The following is a 19298-nucleotide window of genomic DNA, read 5'->3' as shown; positions in this document are numbered from 1 at the left end:
GCGCCGCACAGGCGGCGCGCTCGACCCGGACGGGAGAAACCCGATGCGTAAGAGAGCAAGTGCAGCAGCGGTCGCGATGGCGATCGCACTGGGTGGGGGGACGTGGGCGACCGCGGCCGTCCCGCAGGACACACCGGCACTGCAGCACGAGCAGGAGCCTTCGACAGCCGCGGCGCAGGGTCGTCCAGCGACCGTCACGCTGCTGACCGGCGACGTCGTCACGGTGCGGACAGCGACCGACGGCTCGGTCACGGCGACCGTGCGGTCCGGCGCGGGCCGCGAGCACATGGCCTTCTTCCAGCAGCGTGAGGGCGAGCACCTCTACGTCATCCCGCGCGACGTCGCGCGGCTCGTGCCCAGCCGCCTGGACCGCGCGTTGTTCGACGTGGCCGGGCTGGTCGAGGCCGGGTACGACGACGCCTCGCGCGACTCGCTGCCGGTGATCGTCCAGACCGCGGCAGCTGCCGCGGCGACGGCCGACGGCTCCGACACGGCCAGCTCCCTGGACCGCGAGGCCAGGTCAGCACCACCGGCCGGGCAGGACTGGGCGGCGTCGGGCATCACGCCCGACCGGGACCTGGAGTCGGTGGGCGCGGTGGCCGACGTCCTGCCGAAGGGCCGGGCAGCGAAGCTGCTCGACGCCCTCGCACCGCCCGAGACCCCGGACGGTGCCTCGACCAAGCGGACCGCACCCGGCAGCGTCGGGCACGTCTGGCTGGACCAGCCGGTCCGCGCCTCCGACGCCGACTCGTCGCCGCAGATCGGCGCGCCGGAGGCATGGGAGGCCGGGTTCACGGGTGCGGGCGTCACGGTCGCCGTGCTCGACTCCGGCATCGACGCGACGCACCCGGACCTCGACGAGGCGGTGGCCGGCGAACGCGACTTCACCGGCAAGGGCGACGTGACCGACGGTGCCGGCCACGGCACGCACGTCGCCTCCATCCTGGCCGGTTCGGGTGACGCCTCCGACGGCGTCAACCGGGGTGTGGCCCCGGACGCCGACCTGCTGATCGGCAAGGTCCTGGACGACGACGGCTACGGCGAGCTGTCGGGCGTCATCGCGGGCATGGAGTGGGCGGCCACCGAGGGCGCCGACGTCGTGAACCTGTCGCTGGGCGACCTGTACTTCGACGTGCCGTCCCCGGACGCCGTCGCGGTGGACGAGCTCACCGAGCGGTACGGCACGCTGTTCGTCGTCGCCGCGGGCAACGACGGCGACCTCGGCGAGGGCACCGTGGGCTCGCCCGGCATCGCGGCGAGGGCCCTCACGGTGGGCGCCGTCGACGACGCCGACGCCGTCACGCCCTACTCCAGCCGTGGCGGCTCCGACGCCGGCCTGCTCAAGCCGGACGTCGTCGCGCCGGGTGACGGGATCGTCGCCGCGCGCGCAGCGGGCACGACCGCGGGCGACGTCGTCGACGACCTGCACGTCGCACTGAGCGGCACCTCCATGGCCGCCCCGCACGTCGCGGGCGCGGCAGCGGTGCTCAAGCAGGCCCGGCCGGAGCTCGGCGCGACGGCGCTCAAGTCCGCGCTGATGGGTTCGGCCGAGCCGACCGGCGCGGACGTCTGGGCAGAGGGCGCGGGGCGGATCACCGTTCCCGGCGCCATCGCACAGCAGGTCACGGCCACGCCGTCGGTCTCGTTCGGCACCTTCGCCTGGCCGCACGACGGCGAGTCGGCCACCGACACCGTGACGTACACGAACACGGGGTCCGACGACGTCACGCTCGCCCTCACGAGCGACGTCACCGACGCGGAGGGCACCGACGTGGCCGGCGCGCTCACCCTGTCGGCGGACTCCGTCGTCGTGCCTGCGGGCGGGACCGCCTCTGTCGACGTGACCGCGGCCGACGGCCCGGGCGCGATCGGCGCCGTCGGCGGCACGCTCGTCGCGACCGGTACCGACGGCACGGACGTGCGCACGCCCGTCGGCTGGGCCAAGGAGCGCGAGTACGTGAACCTCACGGTGCGCGCCGTCGACCGGGCGGGCGAGCCCGTCACGGCCGACACCTGGGGCGCCGCGATCAGGCTGGACACCGAGAACGGCGGGGTCTTCGGCACGGACCTCCGGTTCGAGGACGGCGTCGCCACGGCGCGCGTGATCCCCGGCGTCTACAGCCCGATCGCGTTCATCGAGACGCTCGACGCGGAGGGCGCGGTGACCGACGCGCTGCTCCTGTCGAGCGGCGAGGTCGACGTCACCGCCGACGCCGAGGTGCTCCTGGACGGCACGGCGGCGCAGGGGGTCACCACCTCGACGCACCGTCCGGCCGAGCTGGCGAGCCTTGGCCTCTCCGTCGAGACCGAGGACTCGGCGGAGGCAACCTACGCGAGCGTCAACGTGAAGTACGGGCCGGAGACGGATCTCGCGCTGACCCCGGTGCCCGCAGCGGCCCACGGCGACTACGACACCATCCTCCAGGCGACGCTGCTCGCGCCGACCGCTGGGGACGAGGCAGCGGCCTACCGCTACGACCTCGCCCACCACAGCGAGGGTGTCGAGGTGCCCGCACTACGCGGCGACCGCCGCACGACGGTCGCCGTCGCCACGACCTACGGCGCGTCGGTCGGCGACACCCACCTCGCCGAGCGCATGTACTGGGAGCCGGGCACCATCATCGCCGGCGGCGCCGTGGAGGCGGTCCCCGTGGGTACGCGCCGCACCGAGTACCTGACGGCGTTGCCGGGCCTGTGGCACATGCGGTCCGAGATCCAGGAGGACGGCGTGGGAGTCACCCTTGTCGAGGCTCTTCCGCACACGTGGAGCTCGCCGGGCCGCGCCCAGCAGGGACTGGCCGCGGGCGTACTGAGCCCGGGCGCGTACAGCGGCGTACCGGTCGAGCACTGGCGCGGCGAGCTCTCGCTCGGCCCCTGGCCACGGGTCGACGACGACGGCGGCGTGCTGTGGGGCGCCGACGTCAACCAGCGCCTGCGCGTCTGGCAGGACGGCGAGCTGATCCACGACGAGGGCGGCGACGCCTACCCCGTCGTCCCGGAGGGCGGGGCGGACTACCGGATGCTGATGGAGAGCACTCCTGACGACCCCGCCTACCGGCTCGCCACCGGCGTGACCGGCGAGTGGGAGTTCCACGCGCGGTCCGACGTACCCGACGGTGCGCTTCCGCCGCTGCTCGACACCACGTGGGACGTGCGCGGGCTCGAACCGTCGGGCACGGCCCCCCGCTCCACCAGGGTGCGCGTCGGCGTGGGCTACCAGGAAGGCGCCTACGACACGTCGGACGTCGAGGGCGCCCGCCTGTGGTGGTCGGCGGACGACGGCGCCACCTGGCACCGGGCCCGGGTGACCCGGACCGGTGACGGCACCTTCGTCGCGAAGGTCAGGGCGCCGGCCGGCACCGAGCACGTCTCGCTCAAGGTCGAGGCGTGGGACGAGGCGGGCGGATCGGTGGCCAAGACGGTCGTCCGGGCGTACGCCGTCGGCTGATCCGGCCTGTTGCTGTCAGGCGCCCGGGTCACCGCAGTGACCTGGGCACCTGACACGACCTGCGCAACAGGTGCCGTCACCGGGGGCCGGCTCCAGCACTTACGATGCTCACATGCGAACGATTCTCATTCCCAGTGCGCTGCTCGTCGTCGCACTGTCGGGCTGCGCGGCGTCCACCGCCGCGTCGCCCGCCCAGACCTCCACCGGAGCCGCCGTCACGCTCGAGAGCTGCGGGCTCGACCTCACCATCGACGGCCCTCCGGAACAGGCGGTGACGCTCGAACAGGGCGCCACCGAGCTGCTTCTCGCGCTCGGCCTCGGCGCCAAGATGATCGGCACGAGCTACCTGACGGACGCCGTCGCCCCCGAGTACGCCGACGCCTACGCCGCCGTGCCGGTGCTCGCCGACCAGTACCCGACCGCTGAGCAGCTGCGCGAGGCCGGCCCGGACTTCGTGTACTCGATGCGCGCCTCGGCCTTCGCGGCGGACGCCGTCGGCGACCGCGCAGAGCTCGTCGACCTCGGTGTCCCGGCCTACCTGTCCGCGAACGACTGCGAGGACCCGGACCTGGTCGCCGACGAGGTCGGGTTCGAGCAGATCTTCGCCGAGATCACGGACCTGGCAGCCGTGTTCGGCGTCGAGAGCCGCGGCACCGAGCTGGTCGGCGAGCAGCAGGCCGTGCTGGCCGAGGTGGCCGAGGCCGCCCCGGAGGCCGAGGGCCTGGACGTCGCCTGGATCTACTCGACGATCAACGGCGCGCCGATCGTGGCCGGAAACGCCGGCCTGCCACAGACGCTCACCGAGCTCGCCGGCGCGGGCAACGCGTTCGAGGACCTCGACGCCCAGTGGTCGGAGACCAGCTGGGACGAGATCGCCCAGCGTGACCCCGACGTCCTGGTGCTCGCCGACCTCTCCCGCGGCCTGACCGGTGACAGCGCCGAGGACAAGATCGCGGCGCTCCGCTCGGACACCGTGACCGCCCAGCTCGCGGCCGTGCGCGGCGACCAGCTCGTCGCCATCCCGGCGACCGAGATGGATCCGTCCGTCCGCAGCATCGACGCGCTCGCGACCCTGTCCGGCGCACTGGTCGAGTTCGCGGGGGTGGACAAGTGAGCGACGACCTGACGCGCTGGGCGCGCGCGCACCTCATGGCCTGGGACCAGCAGCAGGCGGCGTACATCAACCGCCGCGAAGACCGGTTCGCCGTGCTGCTGGACGTCCTGGCCGAGGCGGTGCCCGCCGACGCCCTCGTGGTCGACCTGGCCTGCGGTCCCGGTTCGATCTCGGCCCGGGTGCTGGACCGGTTCCCGGAGATGACCTGTGTAGCCGTCGACTTCGACCCGATGCTGATCGAGCTCGGGCGACAGGCCCTGGCCGGCCACGGCGACCGGCTGCACTTCGAGGACGCCGACCTGTGGGACCCGGCATGGACGAAGGTGCTGGACGGCCGCAGGCCACACGCCGTCCTGTCCTCGACCGCACTGCACTGGCTGCCCGCCGACGTGCTCGCACGGGTCTACCGGGACGCCGCGAACATCCTGGAGCCGGGCGGCGTGCTGCTGAACGCCGACCACCTGCGCCAGCCGGACGGCCGCCCGCTGTTCGAGGAGCTGAGCCAGAAGGACGACGCCGCGACCCAGGCACGCGACCAGGCAGCGGGCGCACTGCGTTGGGACAGCTGGTTCGCCGAGCTCGTCGCCCACCCCCACTTCGCACCGCTGGCCGCCGAGCGGGAACGGCGCTTCGCGCACCGCCCGCCCAACCCGGACCTCAGCCTCGCCTTCCACGTGTCCGCGCTACGGGCGGCGCAGTTCCGTGAGGCCGGACCCATCTGGCAGCACCTCGATGACTATGTCGTCCTCGCGCAGCGCTGAGCTCGCGCGGCCGGTGGCAGCGACGGTCGGCAGGACGGTCGGCACGGCGCTCGGCACCGCGCTCGTGCTCACGGCCGTCGCGTTCGCCGCCGTCGGGACGGGCGGTGGAGACATCACGTGGAGCGAGACCGCTCGCTCGCTCGGTGCGCACCTCGGTCTGCCCGTCGCCCCTCTCCCCTCGCTCGTCGACTCCGTGGTCTGGGAGCTGCGCGCACCACGCGCGCTGCTCGCGGCCGTTGCCGGCGCCGGTCTGGCCACCTGCGGTGTGGTGCTCCAGGCGGTGACGCGCAACGCCCTCGCCGAGCCGTACCTGCTGGGCATCTCCTCCGGTGCCTCGACCGGCGCCGTGCTCGTGCTGGTCATGGGCCTGGGCTCGGGGGCCGTGTCGCTCGCGGGGGGCGCGCTCGCAGGAGGCCTTGCGGCATTCGGCCTCGTGCTGCTCCTGCTCGGCCGCAGCGCGGCAGGCGCCGACCGCCTCGTCCTCACCGGCGTGGTCGTCGGCCAGCTGTTCGCGGCTCTCACGTCGCTGGTGCTGCTCGGCTGGGGCGACGCAGACGCGGCGCGGGGCCTGACCTACTGGCTCACGGGCTCGCTCGCGGCGGCGCGCTGGCCCTCCGTCCTGCTGTGCGCGACAGTGGTCGGCGTCGCCCTGCTCGCCCTCCGGCTGATCGCGTCCGACCTCGACGCCTTCGCCTTCGGCGCCCGGACGGCGGCCTCGCTCGGGGTTCCGGTCGCGGCGGTGCGCGCCGTGGCCCTGGTCACGACGGCGGGGGTGACCGCCGTCGTGGTGTCCAGCGTCGGGGCGATCGGGTTCGTGGGCCTGATCGTGCCGCACGCCGTCCGCGCGCTCGTCGGACCGCTGCACCACAGGCTGCTGCCGGCCAGCGCAGTGGGCGGAGCCGTCTTCCTCATGCTCGCGGACACCGTCGCGCGGACCGCGCTCGCCCCGAAACAGCTGCCCGCCGGCGTCGTGACCGCGCTACTGGGAGTCCCCGCGTTCCTCCTGATCCTGCACCGCAGGGAACGCCGGTGAGCGGCACGGCTGTCCGTACCCGCGGCGTCCGACCGGTCGAGATCAGCGGGCAGGGCCTGACCGTGCGCGTACGCGGTCGCCCGACGCCGATCCTCGACGACGTCGGGCTCAGCGCACCCGCGGGGCGTGTCACCGGGCTGATCGGCCCCAACGGCTCCGGCAAGTCGACGCTGCTGCACGCGCTCGCCGGGTCGATCTCACCGCAGGCCGGGCTGGTGCGGCTCGGCGACCGGCCCTTCGGCGAGCTGCCTCGGCGCGAGCGGGCCCGCACCGTCGCCGTCATGGAGCAGAACAGCGACTCGGACACCGACCTCGCCGTCGCCGACGTCGTCGCCCTCGGCCGGCTGCCCCACCGCGGCCGGATGGCACCCGCCCGCCCGCAGGACGCGGCCGCGTGCGCTCGCGCCCTGGACCTCGTCGGCATGACGGGCACCGAGCACCGACGCTGGCGCACCTTGTCCGGCGGTGAACGCCAGCGCGTCCAGGCGGCCCGGGCGCTGGCCCAGGAACCGGCAGTGCTGCTCCTCGACGAGCCGACCAACCACCTGGACGTACAGCACCAGCACGAGCTGCTGTCCCTGCTCGCCGCCACCGGTCTGACCGTGGTCGTGGTCCTGCACGACCTGGCGCTCGCGGCACGCTACTGCGACCGGCTCGTCGTCCTGCACGAGGGACGCACGCACGCAGCGGGCCCGACCCACGAGGTGCTCACCGCCGACACGCTGCGCACCGTCTTCGGCGTGCGGGCGGACGTGTCACGGCATGCGGGCGCCCTGCGCGTCGAGGTGCTCGGCGCCGCCGCGGGCTGACGGGCGCGGGCGCTCCGGCACTGCCCCGGTCCTTGATACCTGGTCATCGGGACGTACCGGCGTCTCGATCACCCGGCCGGTCGGGCTGGGCGCTGGCTGGCGTGAAATCGCGCCTTCTTCTCACGGTTCCCGCACGTGTTCATGTCGCACCATCTCCGGGTGCGGCTCCTGCTGGTGTCGAAGAAGGCGGCTCGGCAGGTCGGCGATGCGCACAGGGCCAGTCTTCCGTCTCGTTCACCAGCGACGACGCTGATCGCGTCGGCGGCGATCACGCCGAGGGCGTCCTCGACCGGGAAGGCCGCGCCGAGCTGCCACCGCCGCTCGCCCTCGGGCGTCAGCACCGCCGCGGCCCGGCCCTGAGCGCTCCGGTCGTTGATCACGCGGACAGCGGCTGCAGGGAGTGCGTCCTGGATCGCGGCCGCTGTCGCAGCGGCGTGGATCGACTCCCTCAGCTCCCGCGCGCGTTCGAGCTGAGCGGTGGTGCAGGACTCCACGGCGAGGCCGCTCACCGCCAGCCAGTCGACGAGCCGCTGCGGCGTCGGGATGCGTTCCACCGCGTTGCCACGACGCTCCGTCAGCGTCGCCGTGAAGCTCGTCGCCAGCACCTTGCCCAGCCGGAAGTCGGGGAACTCAGCGCGCATGGAACCACCATAGCCGGTTGCCCGCCAGCCCCCGGCTCTGCTAGAACCGTCTTAGCCGGTTCTGATGTCCGAGCCGGTTCACGCGATCACCTGGAGGTCTCATGCCCCGTCCGACCAGCGACGTGCAAGCATTCGACGCACACGCGACCGACGCCGAGCTCGATGATCTGCGCGCGCGGCTGGCCGCCGCACGGCTACCGGAAGCCGAGACGGTCCAGGGCGCCGCACCCGGCCCACGCCGGTGGGGACAGGGTGTTCCGCTTGCCGACCTCGTCGACGTCGTGAACTACTGGCGCACCGGGTACGACTGGCGGTCGTTCGAAGATCGCCTCAACCAGATCGGCCAGTTCCGCACGACCATTGACGGCCTGGGGATCCACTTCCTGCACCGGCGGTCCGCCCGTGCGGACGCCACCCCGCTGATCCTGACCCACGGCTGGCCGGGCAGCATCGTCGAGTTCACCCACGTCATCGACGAGCTGGCAAATCCGCAGGACGCGGACGCGCCGGCGTTCCACGTCGTCGTCCCGTCGCTGCCGGGTTTTGGGTACAGCGACAAGCCGGCCACCACCGGGTGGGGAGTCGAGAAGATCGCGACCGCCTGGGTGGAGCTGATGGGAAGGCTCGGCTACAGCACGTTCGTAGCCCACGGCGGTGACTGGGGAGGCAATGTCACCACGGTGCTCGGCGGCAGGTTCCCGGCGCACGTTCTCGGCATCCACACGACGTTCGCGATGGAACCGCCCGGGATGACCACGGACGGGCTGACGGCGGTCGAGCGCCGGTGGACCGAGGCGACCCGCGACTTCTGGCTCCACCACCGGGCGTACGCGAAGCAGCAGGCGACCCGGCCGCAGACCATCGGCTACTCGCTCGTCGACTCACCGGTCGGGCTGCTCGCCTGGCTCCTCGACAAGTTCGCCGAGTGGTCGGACACCGAGGACAGCCCGTTCGAGACGATCTCCAGGGACAGGATCCTCGACGACGTCACCCTGTACTGGCTGACGCGGACCGGTGCATCGGCGGCCCGCATCTACTACGAGAGCCCCCACTCGCTCGATCCCGAGCTTCGGGTCGACGTCCCGTCGGCGATCACCATGTATCCCCGCGACATCGAGGCGCGCACTCCGCGCGCCTGGGCGCAGGAACGGTACCGGCAGATCGTCCGATGGAGGTCGCCAGAGGCCGGGGGCCACTTCCCGTCGCTCGAGGTTCCCGAGTTCTTCGTCAAGGACCTGCAAGAGGGCCTCGCTGCGGTGCTGGCCGCTCAACGGTGAACACGGCGAAGGCCCCTCCAGCCCGGCCAGCGCCGACCGCCGACTGCCGACTGCCGACTGCTGGCTGCTGGCTGCCGACCGCTGGCTGCCGACCACCGACTGCAGAGTTGGTCGCGGCACTCTTCGACGAGTGCAGACTTGGACGCGGTCACAAGCCCTGTACCCGCAACCAACTCTGCAGTCGGCGTCCGCCGGCGCGACCAGCTCTGCACTCGACGGGGGACGGTTGGCGGAGGACGGTTGGCGGAGGACGGTTGGCGGAGGACGGTTGGCGGAGGACGGTTGGCGGAGGACGGTTGGCGGAGGACGGTTGGCGGAGGACGGTGGACGGTGGACGGTTGGCGGTGGACGGTTGGCGGAGGACGGTGGACGGTGGACGGTTGGCGGTGGACGGTTGGCGGTGGACGGTTGGCGGGAGGCCGCAGCCAGGGCCAGGACCAGGACCAGGACCAGGACCAGTGGACTGTGGCAGCAGCGCCCGCGCCGGTCGGTACCCCGGCGTCCCCTGTGGACACCCCGCCCGCTCGCGACTAACGTTCCGGCCATGACGTCGCACCTGATCTGCCAGGACTGGTGGCCCGCCGAATAGGCGGGCCCGCGACGCATTCACTCACACGTCCACGACCGCCTCGCCCGAGGCGGTCGTTTCGTGTTTCCCACGAGGCAGCAGTCCCGGGCGGGCACCCGAACCGAGAGGTCTCGCATGCCCCACAACTCTCCCTCCGCCGCATCCGACAACTCCGCGCCCGACAACGCCGCACCCAACGCCGCACCCAACGCCGCACCCAACGCCGCACCCAACGCCGCACCCAACGCCGCACCCAACGCCGCCCAGCATCCCCTCCTCGACCGGGTCCTGGCCTCCGACGGATCGCTCCCCTTCGCGCTCCTGCGCCGCCACGGCGGCACCGAGGTCGAGGTCCTGACCGGCGACGTCGTCGACGCCGACCTCCTGCGCGACATCCCGCTCGACGGAGCGCCGGTGCTCGCCGTCGTCCCGTTCCGCCAGGCGCGCGAGCGCGGGTTCACCGTGCACGACGACGGAGCGCCCCTGCGCTGCCTCGTCGTACGGGAGTCGGAACGGGTCCCCCTGTCCGACGCCGTCGCCGCCCTCCCGCCCGAGCCCGTCGCCGCAGAGCCGCTCGGCTTCGACGTCCCCGACGACGAGTACGCGGGCATCGTGCGCCGCGTGATCGACGACGAGATCGGGCAGGGCGCCGGCGCCAACTTCGTCGTGATGCGCCGCTTCGAGGCTCGGACCTCCGCCGCGCCTGTCGCCACGCTGACGTCGTGGTTCCGGGCCCTGCTCACGCACGAGGTCGGCTCGTACTGGACGTTCGCGGTGCACGCACCGGGGCCTGCGGCGAGCGCCGGTGGTCCCGCGGCCGAGCCGCTGTCGCTGGCGGGCGCCACGCCCGAGCGGCACCTGACCCTGCACGACGGCGTGGCCCGGATGAACCCGATCAGCGGCACCTACCGTCACCCGGCGTCGGGTCCCACGCGCGACGGCGTCCTCGAGTTCCTGCGCGACACCAAGGAGAACGAGGAGCTCTTCATGGTGGTCGACGAGGAGATGAAGATGATGAGCGCGCTCTGCCCCGAGGGCGGGCGGATCGTCGGCCCGTACCTCAAGCAGATGGCGCGCCTCAGCCACACCGAGTACCTGCTGGAGGGCCGCACCACCGTCGACGTCCGCGAGGCGCTGCGGCTGACGATGTTCGCGCCCACCGTGACCGGGTCCCCGATGGAGAACGCCTGCACGGTCATCACGCGCCACGAGACGCGCCCGCGCGGCTACTACTCGGGCGTCCTCGCCTTGTTCGAGCCCGACGGCGCACGCGGCACTGCCGAGCAGGCCCCGTCCGGACCCGCGAGCTACTCGCTCGACGCCCCGATCCTCATCCGCACGGCTTATCTGCACGACGACGGCCGCGTGTCCGTCCCGGCCGGGGCGACCCTCGTCCGTCATTCGATCCCCGAGCACGAGGTCGCGGAGACGCGGGCCAAGGCGGCGGGGGTGCTCGCCTCGCTCGGGCTGGTGCCGCGCGGAGCCGGTCCCGACGCCGTCGTCGACCTGAACGCGCAACCCGGCGTCGCCCAGGCGCTGACTACCCGCAACAGCCAGCTCGCCGAGTTCTGGGTCCGTCCGCAGGACGCCGCGCACGCCGGACCGGCCGCCCTGTCCGCGCCACGGCCAGAATCTGCGGAGGGAACCGCGGAGCCCTCGCCGCTGACCGGCCGGAGCGTCCTCGTGGTGGACCACGAGGACCAGTTCACGACGATGCTCGCCCATCAGCTGAACCACCTCGGCATGTCCGCCCGGGTGGTCCGGTGGGACGCCGTCACCGACGTGCTCGCGGACGATCTCGTCGTGCTCGGCCCGGGACCGGGCGACCCGCGCGATCGCGACGACCCACGCATCGCCGCCATCGGCCGGCGGATCCACGAGCGCGTCAGCGCGGGCCTGCCGCTGCTCGCGGTGTGCCTCAGCCACCAGGTGCTCGCCGACCTCGCCGGCTTCCAGGTCCGCGCGCTGCCCGCGCCGCGTCAGGGCGTGCGGCTGGACGCCGACGTGTTCGGCACCACGGCCGCCGTCGGCTACTACAACACCTTCGGCGCGCGGCTGACCACCGTCGACGCGGCCTCGGCCGACACCCCCGTGGCCCGGCTCGCCCTGGAACCGTCGGTCGACTCGGACGGCGTGCTCACGGCGCTGCGCGGCCCCGGTGTCGCGTCGGTCCAGGGCCACCTGGAGTCGGTCCTCTCGGCCGACGGCCTCACCGTGCTCGACGCCGTCACCCGCCACGTCCTGGGCGCCCCGGCAGAGCCGTCCCCGGCGCGGTGAGATCGCACCACCGCGGGCAGCACGAGCCGTCAGCCGCTGGTCTGCTGGAGCCTGCGCGGCGAGGTGTGCAGGATCGATCCCACGTGCCTCGCCAGACTTACAGGACGGTAAGTGTATATCGTAGCGATTCGACCCGTCGATCGGAGAACAGCCATGCGTGACCAGCCCCGTCCCCCCGACGCGTCGTGACCAGCCGGTCCGCTCGGGTCCCGCTGCCGCCGTGGGCGTTGGCGGGGGCGGCGATGCTGGCGGTGCAGCTGAGCTCGGCGCTCTCCGTCGGTCTCATCGACCAGGTCGGGCCGGCCGGCACCGCCTGGCTGCGGTTGAGCATGGGGGCGATCATCCTGCTGCTGATCGCCCGTCCCCCGCTCCATCTGATCCGGCGCCGTGACGTGCCCGTCCTGCTCGCGCTGGGCGTGGCGACCGGGCTGATGTCGACCGCGTTCCTCGCCGCGATCGACCACATCCCGCTCGGCACTGCGGTCGCGATCGAGTTCCTTGGCCCGTTGACCGTCGCGGCGTTCCGCAGCCGCAACCGGCGGATGCTGGTCTGGCCCCTGCTCGCCCTGGGCGGGGTGGTACTGATGACGGAGCCCTGGCACGGCGAGGTCAACCTCGCGGGCGTCGGGTTCGCCGCGCTGGCCGGTACCGGCTGGGGCAGCTACATCCTGCTGACGCAGCGGGTCGGTGACCGCTTCTCGGGGATCAGCGGTCTGTCGATCACCATCCCGGTCGCGGCGGTCGTCGCCGCTCTGATCGGCGTGCCACAGGCGTCCGGGCAGCTGGACTGGCGCGTGCTGCTGATCGCGGCCGGGCTCGCGCTCCTCGCCCCGGTGGCCGCCTTCGGCCTCGAGATGCTCGCCCTGCGCCGCATGACCCACACCGCGTTCGGCACCCTGATGGCGGTCGAGCCCGCGTTCGGCGTGCTCCTCGGCCTGCTCGTGCTCCACCAGAGGCCCTCGCCGCTCCAGCTCGCGGGAATCGTGCTCGTCGTCCTCGCCGGTGCCGGGGCGCAACGTGGCGGAAGCCGCACCCGAGAGCCCCGGCCGGAGGACTGACGTTCCTGGCGGCGCGCCCGGTGGCTCACCCGGGAGGGGCGGCGCCTCGTCGGCGGCTCGGCCGAGCCGTCCGACGGAGCGCCGCCCCTCGCGGGCCGCCCGGTCAGCGCACTGTCAGCGCACTGCCAGACCCCTGTTCCGCGGTCTCCCGCTCGGTGAGGCGTTCGATCCAGACGTTGCGGAACCGGGGGTTCAGGCCGGGGTCCCCGTGGTCCTGCAGGCGGATGTGACCCGGCGTCGGCCCCTCGGCCCTGCCGTTCCCCGTCTTGCCGTCGATCGCCACGTCGTCGTGCACGAGCTGCCCGTTCCACCAGAGCGTGAGGCGCGCGTCCTCGACCTTGGTGCCGTCGCTGTCGAACCGGGCGGCGCGGAACCGGATGTCGTAGGTCTGCCACGTGCCCATCGGGGTGGCGGCGTTCACGTCCGGCGCCTTCTTGAGGTAGATCGCACCGGCGTCGTTCGTCGCGGGCGGGTCGATGCCGAAGGACTCGAGCACCTGGACCTCGTAACGCTCCTGGATGTAGAACCCGCTGTTGCCGCGCGCCTGCCCCGTGACGTCGGGCGCGTGCTCCGGCTGGTACCACTGGGCGTGCATCCGGAAGTCCCCGAACTTCTCCTTCGTGCGGATGTCGCCGCCGAAGGATTCCATCGACCCGTTCTCGACGGGCCAGGTCGCGGGTCCGCCGCTCACCTTCTCCCACGCGTCCAGGTCGCCGCCGTCGAACAGCGCGATGCGTTCGGTCGGCGTGACGGTGAGGCTGTCGAGGTTCACGTGCCCCACGTCGTCGGACTCGTAGACGTACGCGATGGAGTTGGCACCCTTCTTGAGCCGCACGGTCTCGACCTGCGTCGCCCAGCTGGACCAGCTCACCGTGCTGTCGAGCCAGACCTGCTTCTGCTTCTCGCCGTTGACGTACAGGCTCATCGACCGGGCCTGCGGGCTCGGGTCGGAGTTCTGCCCGTTCGCGTAGCGCAGCGCGAGGTCGTGCTTGCCTGTCTTGCTTGCCTCGACGGCGAACGTCGTGCGTGCGCCCGGCTCCCAGTTGCGGTCGACGAAGCCCGCGCCCGAGTATCCGGCGTGGTTGGTGTTCCAGCCCGCACCGCCGGAGAGGTCGGCCGCCTCCGCCTCGTAGACGGGCGGAGGCTCCGAGCCGTCCGGCAGACGGTTGAGCGTGTACCAGGCCTCCGTGCTCCACAGCTCGTTACCGCTCGCCGACGCGAACGGACGCGAGGACTGCACGTTGACGACCCGGCCGGGCTTGAGCCCGTCGATCATGAGCGTCACCGTCCTGCCGTCGTCGGACAGTGTCGCCGAGGTGACCTCGAGGTCCTCCTCGTCGATCTTCGGCCCGCCGTACTGCGGGGTCGACACGTAGCGCCACTGTGCGGCGGAGTACTTCGCCGCGAGGTCCTGGGCGGTCTCGTCCGACAGGGGCTGGGTGTACTCGATCTCGAACCCGCCGTCGACGGCGCGCATCTCGAGCATGTCGAACGTCCGGCTCTCGTCGAAGGTGAGCTTCTGCAGGCCGTAGCCGAGCTTGCCCGCCTGGCCCCAGTTGCCCGACCAGCCGATCCCGCCGACGTAGATCGAGCCGTCCGGGCCGATGCTGGTCCTGCTGACGCCGGACTCCAGCCCCTGCGTCATGCGGAACACCGCACCCTGCTCCTGGCCCGCCACCTCCTCGAGGTACGCCCGCTGCAGGCCGCCGTACGTCACGTCGCCGATCGCCATCTGCCCCGCGAACACGCCGTCGGTCAGCATGACGGGGTTGCTGGGCGAGTTGGAGATCTCGCTGTGCGGCATCCACAGGACGGGCTCGGTCACGGGCTGGTCGTCGTACGGGCCGTCCGGGTTCGTGTAGTGGTTGTAGAACGCGCCCTCCTCGACGCGCACGAGCTTCGACGTCGGGACGTGCATGCCCTGGTTGTCGGTGACGTACATGCCGCCGTCGGCGCCCCAGCCGATGCCGTTCGGGGTGCGCAGGCCGCCGGCGATGTACTCCACCTCGCCGGAGTCCTTGTCGATCTTCATCACCGAGCCACGGTTCTCGACGAGCTGCGGGTCTCGCGTCGCGCCGCCGGGGACCATCGCGATCCCCGTGGTGACGTAGAAGTGCCCCTTCTCGTAGAGGAGGCCGAAGGCGAACTCGTGGTAGTTGCCGCCGAACGGCCAGGTCGCGACCGAGCGGTACTCGTCGGTGACCTCGTCGCCGTCGTCGTCGACGAGCTCGGTCAGGCCGTGCTTCTCGGACACGTAGATGCTGCCGTCGACGTACTTGAGGCCCATCGGTTCCTGGAGCCCCTCGGCGATCTTCGTGTACGTGACGTCGTCGGCGCCGCCGTCGCCGGTGGCGTGGTCGATCAGGTACACCTCGCCGAGCACCGTCTCCCTGTCACCACCCCACGTGGAGATGGCCAGCCGGCCGTCCGGCAGCCAGTCCATCCCGGTGACCTGCGGCTCGAACCCGTCCGGGCGCAGGTCGGTCAGCGTGTAGTCGGGGTGCACCTCGGTCAGCGGCAGCCCGTCGCCCGGTGCCTCGGTGACTCCCTCGCAGGACTTGCGCCCGGGCGAGGTGACGCGCGTGACGTCGGCGTCGGTACTGAGGACCGCGTTCGGCACCAGCGCGAAGTCCGAGGCGCCCGGCGGGCGCCACTCCAGCTTCAGCCGCTGGTCGAAGTCCGCGTCGAAGTGGTCGATGCGCAGGGCGTGGTACCCGGCCTCCAGCTCGGCCGACCCGTCCTTCGGGGTGGCTCCGTGCTTGCCAGGGTGGTCGACCACCAGCGTGTCGTCGAGCAGGAGCCGCGCGCCGTCGTCGCTCGTCAGGCGGAAGTCGTGCGTGCCGCCGGCCGGCACGTTCAGATAGCCGGAGACCTCGGTGACGAACCGGTCGGCGAGGCCGAAGTCCTCCGCCGTCGTCCAGTCGATGGTCGGCTTCAGCTCGTCGATGTTCGGGGTCTGGCCCGGCTTCAGCGTGCAGTACTCGTCGAGCGGGACCTGGATGTCGAACACCCGCATGGTGATGCCTGGTTCCTGCGGCCGGTCGGGGTCCACCGCGGCGATCTGTGCCGAGGCCTGCGCCGGGAGCACCGGCAGCACCGTGAGCGGCAGCGCGAGGACGCCGAGCATCGCGGCGAACGTCCGGCGCCTGCGGCGTGGGCTGCCGGCTTGCCGCGTGGCACGTCCGTGCCACGCGGCGCCTTCGGTGACGGGGTCGGTCGATCTGTGCGCCATCAGTCTGCCTCTCCATTGAGGGACCTTGCCTGTACCTTGCCTGACCTTGCCTGCCAGGGCCGTGCATGGACGCCGACGGCGTGCATGCACGCCCCGTCACTATGCGGGCCGTCCTGACATGGGACAATAAGTTGCCATTTGTTGCCCTACGATTGACGTCCCGGCGAGGCCCGGGCGCGCCCGTCAGGGGACCCGGAAGGTCACCGTCTGCACCGGGTTGTCGAACTCCGTGGTGCGCAGCGAGACCTGCACCTCCCACTCGCCCCCGGTAGGCAGCAGCACGTCGCCGGCGTAGACCCCCGGACCGAGCGAGCCGAGCTGCACCGCTCCCAGGTCCACGTCGCCGTTCGTCAGGCTGAGCCGCGGGGCCTCGTAGCCCTCCGCGGGCTCCCCGGCCGCGTCGGTCATCTCGATGGTGACGGTGGCCGGACCGACCTCCAGCGGGTCCAGGGTGATCTGCGCCGAGATGTCGTCCAGCTGCACCGGCTCCGAGGCGCTCTCCCCCGCGCTCTCGCCGGCGCTCTGACCCGCAGCGAGCGCCACGTCGGTCTCGGGACTCCGGTCCACCAGGAAGCCGGTGATGAACAGGACGACGACCAGCACGCCCGCCTCCGCGAGCGCCGTGCGGACCACCAGCGTGGCCGGGGCCCCGCGGTCTCGCCTGCGGGTGGCCCCCCGCAGGCGTGGCAGCAGCGAGAACCGGTTCCACGCGGCGAGGGCGATCGCCACCAGCGCGGCGAGGACCTTGACCAGGAGGAGCGCTCCGTAGCCGGAGTCGAGGAGCGCGTCCCAGCTTCCGGCGATCCGCCAGGCCAGGAACGATCCGGCGACCACGAGCACCGCCAGCATCCCGGCGGCCCAGGTCGAGAAGCGGCCGAGCACGACGGCGCCGGAGTCGCCGCGCGCGAGGTCTCCGAGCACCAGGGCGATCGCCACCAGGCCGCCGAGCCACAGGCTTCCCGCGGCCAGGTGCAGCACGTCCACGCCGATCACCAGCGCCTCGGGCGTGGTGGCCCTCGTGTGGCCGGTGAGCGCCGGCGCGGCGACCGCGAGGACACAGCCGGCCAGCACCAGGACGGATCTCGTCCGGCTGGGTGCAGCGGACGACGGCAGCGCCACCACGGCCAGGGCGAGCCCCGCGACCACGGCAGCGGGGACGATGTACTCGGCGAGCGCGAGCGACGACCAGGTCGAGCCGTCGGTGATCGCCGAGGCCGGCAGGCCGAGCTGGTAGAGCGCGACCAACGGCACGGCGAGCAACCAGCCGAGCGCCGCGACGCCGGCCGCCACCCGGGCGACCGGACGGAGCCGGGTGCGCGAGCGGTCGGCGCCGCGGTCCCGCGGGAGGAGCAGGACCGAGAAGGCCGCGACTCCGGCTGCCAGGAGGAGGCCCACGTAGCCAAGGCCGCGAACCAGGCCGAGGAGGACCGGCGCGTCGGTTCCGGCGTCCGCGCCGGTCGTCTGCACGTCCACCACGTCGCTGGGGGCGCCGACGGCGAAGGTCAGGGAGCCGCCGATCGGGTGCCCGTCCTCCGACACGAGGCGCCACAGGACCACGAGCGTGCCGTCCGCGACCTCCTCGTCGAGGTCGACGAGGAGCTGCGACTCGCGGACCGAGGCCGACGAATCGACTTCGTCCCCGGTCGCGTCGAACACCTTGATGCCTGCCGGGACGCCGATCACCGACTCGTTGAAGGTGAACGTGACCCGCTCGGGGGCGGCGTCGAGCACCGCACCTTCCGCCGGGTCGGTGCTCAGCAGGGTCGCGTGGGCGGCGGCACTGTTCGCCGGCCCGAGCAGGAGCGCGCAGACGACGGCGAGCAGGAGGAGCCAGCTGCCGGTGCGCCGCCCCTTGCCCCGGCGGGTCACTGGCGTCGGCGGCGCCGGAGCAGGACCGCCCCGCCCGCCAGGCCGCCCGCGACCAGGACGCCGGCCGCACCGTAGGCGATGAGGAGGTCCGGCCCCTCGGGGTCGCCGGTCGCGCTCGCTGCCTCGGGGCCGGCGGTCACGTTCGCCGCCTCGGGGCCGGTGCTCGCCGCCTCCCCGCCGGGGTCGGCGTTCGCCGTCTCCCCGTGGGTCTCGCCGGTCTCGCCGGTCTCAGGCTCCGCCTCCGCCTCAGCGCCACCGGAGGTCACGACGACTACCGGTGCCGGCCGGTCGAGCGCGTCATGCCCCTCCCCGTGCTCGGCGACCTCGGTCCAGGCCGCCTCGCCGTCCTCGCACTCCTGGATGACCGGGAAGACGAGCGTCGCGCCGACGTCGTCGGGCAGCCGTACGGAGAACTCGACCTCGGCGTGCTCACCGTCGGGGAGCGGTTCGTCGGTGGTCCAGGTCAGGCTGTCCGCGGCCTCGTCGACCGACCAGCGGTCCGTGCCGGTGGCCGTGACGTCCGCGACCCCCTCGGGCAGCCGGATGGAGATCCCGGTCGTCGCCGACTCCTCGCACCCGTGCGGGATCTCGACGCGGAAGGCCGCGGTAGCACCCGCGGCGGTGGTGGACGGCGTGATGGTCACGTGGGCCATCGCCGACGTCGCCCCGAGGGCCACGAGGCCGACGGCGGCGAACCCGGAAAGGGTGACGCGACGGACGACAGTCCTGCGATTCATGTACGACTCCCCGACGTTGGAGGTGGCCCGCACACCAAATCAGCCGGCCGAACCTCTGTCAAGAGTGTGAACTGAACGGCTGAAATCATGGACGCCACCCTGCTGTACGCGTACCTTGGTTCATGTCACTGAATCAAGGTCGCCTCTGTGAACGAGTATCTGTGTGCGGAGCGGCCATCTCCGGAGGGAAGACATGCCCAACATCACCGTCGAGCTGCTGCGCGGCCGCACCGTCGAGCAGCGTCGCGACTTCGCCAAGGCCGTTGCCGACAGCGCCGTCGAGATCCTGGGCGCCCGGCGCCAGGACGTCCGCATGGTCTTCAGCGAGATCACCCCCGACATCGTCGCCAACGGCGGTGTGCTGGCCAGCGAGGACGAGAGCCGCGCCGGCGTCGTCGCCGCCCTGGCCGACGACTGACGTCCGGCTTCTCTTCGAGGCCTAAGTTTCTTCGCTTTGAGCGGGCTCAAAGCGAA

Annotated in this window: 13 protein-coding genes; 9 read left to right on the top strand and 4 right to left on the bottom strand. The window is 72.6% G+C overall.

Features of this window, described 5'->3' with window-relative positions; all coding sequences use genetic code 11:
- The first annotated feature begins 43 nt into the window (after positions 1-43).
- From AB0F40_RS16485 to AB0F40_RS16465, 5 genes are all read left to right on the top strand, one after another.
- Complete coding sequence (locus AB0F40_RS16485; protein WP_357469528.1) at positions 44-3448, top strand: S8 family serine peptidase; 3405 nt, start codon at positions 44-46, stop codon at positions 3446-3448.
- 112 nt (positions 3449-3560) lie between these two features.
- The gene (locus AB0F40_RS16480; RefSeq protein ID WP_357469526.1) at positions 3561-4562 is read left to right on the top strand and encodes an ABC transporter substrate-binding protein; all 1002 of its coding nucleotides are present in this window, start codon (positions 3561-3563) and stop codon (positions 4560-4562) included.
- Complete coding sequence (locus AB0F40_RS16475; protein WP_357469523.1) at positions 4559-5323, top strand: class I SAM-dependent methyltransferase; 765 nt, start codon at positions 4559-4561, stop codon at positions 5321-5323. Before AB0F40_RS16480 ends, AB0F40_RS16475 begins: the two co-directional genes overlap by 4 nt.
- The gene (locus AB0F40_RS16470) at positions 5295-6356 is read left to right on the top strand and encodes an iron ABC transporter permease (RefSeq protein ID WP_357469520.1); all 1062 of its coding nucleotides are present in this window, start codon (positions 5295-5297) and stop codon (positions 6354-6356) included. The genes AB0F40_RS16475 and AB0F40_RS16470 overlap by 29 nt, the downstream gene beginning before the upstream one ends.
- Positions 6353-7165, top strand: coding sequence for an ABC transporter ATP-binding protein (locus AB0F40_RS16465; RefSeq protein WP_357469517.1), 813 nt, complete (start codon positions 6353-6355; stop codon positions 7163-7165). The genes AB0F40_RS16470 and AB0F40_RS16465 overlap by 4 nt, the downstream gene beginning before the upstream one ends.
- Before the next feature lie 68 nt (positions 7166-7233).
- Here AB0F40_RS16465 and AB0F40_RS16460 read toward each other — a convergent pair whose 3' ends face one another.
- Positions 7234-7806, bottom strand: a complete 573-nt coding sequence (locus AB0F40_RS16460) for a CGNR zinc finger domain-containing protein (protein ID WP_357469515.1) — start codon at positions 7804-7806, stop codon at positions 7234-7236.
- A 101-nt stretch (positions 7807-7907) separates the two neighbouring features.
- On the opposite strand from AB0F40_RS16460, the gene AB0F40_RS16455 reads away from it, so the two are divergent.
- The 3 genes from AB0F40_RS16455 (at position 7908) to AB0F40_RS16445 (ending at position 12986) form a co-directional block, all read left to right on the top strand.
- The gene (locus AB0F40_RS16455) at positions 7908-9083 is read left to right on the top strand and encodes an epoxide hydrolase family protein (protein ID WP_357469512.1); all 1176 of its coding nucleotides are present in this window, start codon (positions 7908-7910) and stop codon (positions 9081-9083) included.
- Positions 9084-9786: 703 nt separating this feature from the next.
- Positions 9787-11928: a chorismate-binding protein gene (locus AB0F40_RS16450; RefSeq protein ID WP_357469510.1), complete on the top strand. Its 2142-nt coding sequence runs from the start codon at positions 9787-9789 to the stop codon at positions 11926-11928.
- Positions 11929-12170: 242 nt separating this feature from the next.
- Positions 12171-12986, top strand: coding sequence for an EamA family transporter (locus AB0F40_RS16445; RefSeq protein ID WP_357469647.1), 816 nt, complete (start codon positions 12171-12173; stop codon positions 12984-12986).
- 103 nt (positions 12987-13089) lie between these two features.
- On the opposite strand, the gene AB0F40_RS16440 is transcribed toward AB0F40_RS16445, so the two are convergent.
- The 3 genes from AB0F40_RS16440 to AB0F40_RS16430 form a co-directional block, all read right to left on the bottom strand.
- A complete protein-coding gene (locus AB0F40_RS16440) occupies positions 13090-16218 on the bottom strand; it encodes a family 16 glycoside hydrolase (protein WP_357469508.1) in 3129 nt (1042 codons plus the stop codon).
- A 183-nt stretch (positions 16219-16401) separates the two neighbouring features.
- Positions 16402-18087, bottom strand: coding sequence for a copper resistance protein CopC (locus tag AB0F40_RS16435; protein ID WP_357469505.1), 1686 nt, complete (start codon positions 18085-18087; stop codon positions 16402-16404).
- Entirely contained in the window at positions 18084-18824 is a 741-nt protein-coding gene (locus tag AB0F40_RS16430) for a YcnI family protein (protein WP_357469503.1), read from the bottom strand. The genes AB0F40_RS16435 and AB0F40_RS16430 overlap by 4 nt, the downstream gene beginning before the upstream one ends.
- A 193-nt stretch (positions 18825-19017) precedes the next feature.
- Between AB0F40_RS16430 and AB0F40_RS16425 the strand changes: the two genes are divergently transcribed.
- On the top strand, positions 19018-19242 hold the full coding sequence (locus AB0F40_RS16425) for a tautomerase family protein (protein WP_108495568.1): 225 nt from the start codon (positions 19018-19020) through the stop codon (positions 19240-19242).
- The last annotated feature ends 56 nt before the right edge of the window (positions 19243-19298 follow it).

The sequence above is a fragment of the Promicromonospora sp. NPDC023987 genome, from assembly GCF_040639055.1.
Classification (GTDB): Bacteria; Actinomycetota; Actinomycetes; order Actinomycetales; family Cellulomonadaceae; genus Promicromonospora.
This window is presented reverse-complemented; position numbering and strand designations above follow the sequence as displayed.

Bases quoted from the DNA above. Each gene is read 5' to 3' on its own strand.
- AB0F40_RS16470 (WP_357469520.1), top strand. From the start codon at position 5,295: ATGACTATGTCGTCCTCGCGCAGCGCTGAGCTCGCGCGGCCGGTGGCA.
- AB0F40_RS16445 (WP_357469647.1), top strand. From the start codon at position 12,171: ATGCTGGCGGTGCAGCTGAGCTCGGCGCTCTCCGTCGGTCTCATCGAC.
- AB0F40_RS16425 (WP_108495568.1), top strand. From the start codon at position 19,018: ATGCCCAACATCACCGTCGAGCTGCTGCGCGGCCGCACCGTCGAGCAG.
- AB0F40_RS16430 (WP_357469503.1), bottom strand. From the start codon at position 18,824: ATGAATCGCAGGACTGTCGTCCGTCGCGTCACCCTTTCCGGGTTCGCC.
- AB0F40_RS16455 (WP_357469512.1), top strand. From the start codon at position 7,908: ATGCCCCGTCCGACCAGCGACGTGCAAGCATTCGACGCACACGCGACC.
- AB0F40_RS16450 (WP_357469510.1), top strand. From the start codon at position 9,787: ATGCCCCACAACTCTCCCTCCGCCGCATCCGACAACTCCGCGCCCGAC.
- AB0F40_RS16485 (WP_357469528.1), top strand. From the start codon at position 44: ATGCGTAAGAGAGCAAGTGCAGCAGCGGTCGCGATGGCGATCGCACTG.
- AB0F40_RS16440 (WP_357469508.1), bottom strand. From the start codon at position 16,218: ATGGCGCACAGATCGACCGACCCCGTCACCGAAGGCGCCGCGTGGCAC.
- AB0F40_RS16460 (WP_357469515.1), bottom strand. From the start codon at position 7,806: ATGCGCGCTGAGTTCCCCGACTTCCGGCTGGGCAAGGTGCTGGCGACG.
- AB0F40_RS16480 (WP_357469526.1), top strand. From the start codon at position 3,561: ATGCGAACGATTCTCATTCCCAGTGCGCTGCTCGTCGTCGCACTGTCG.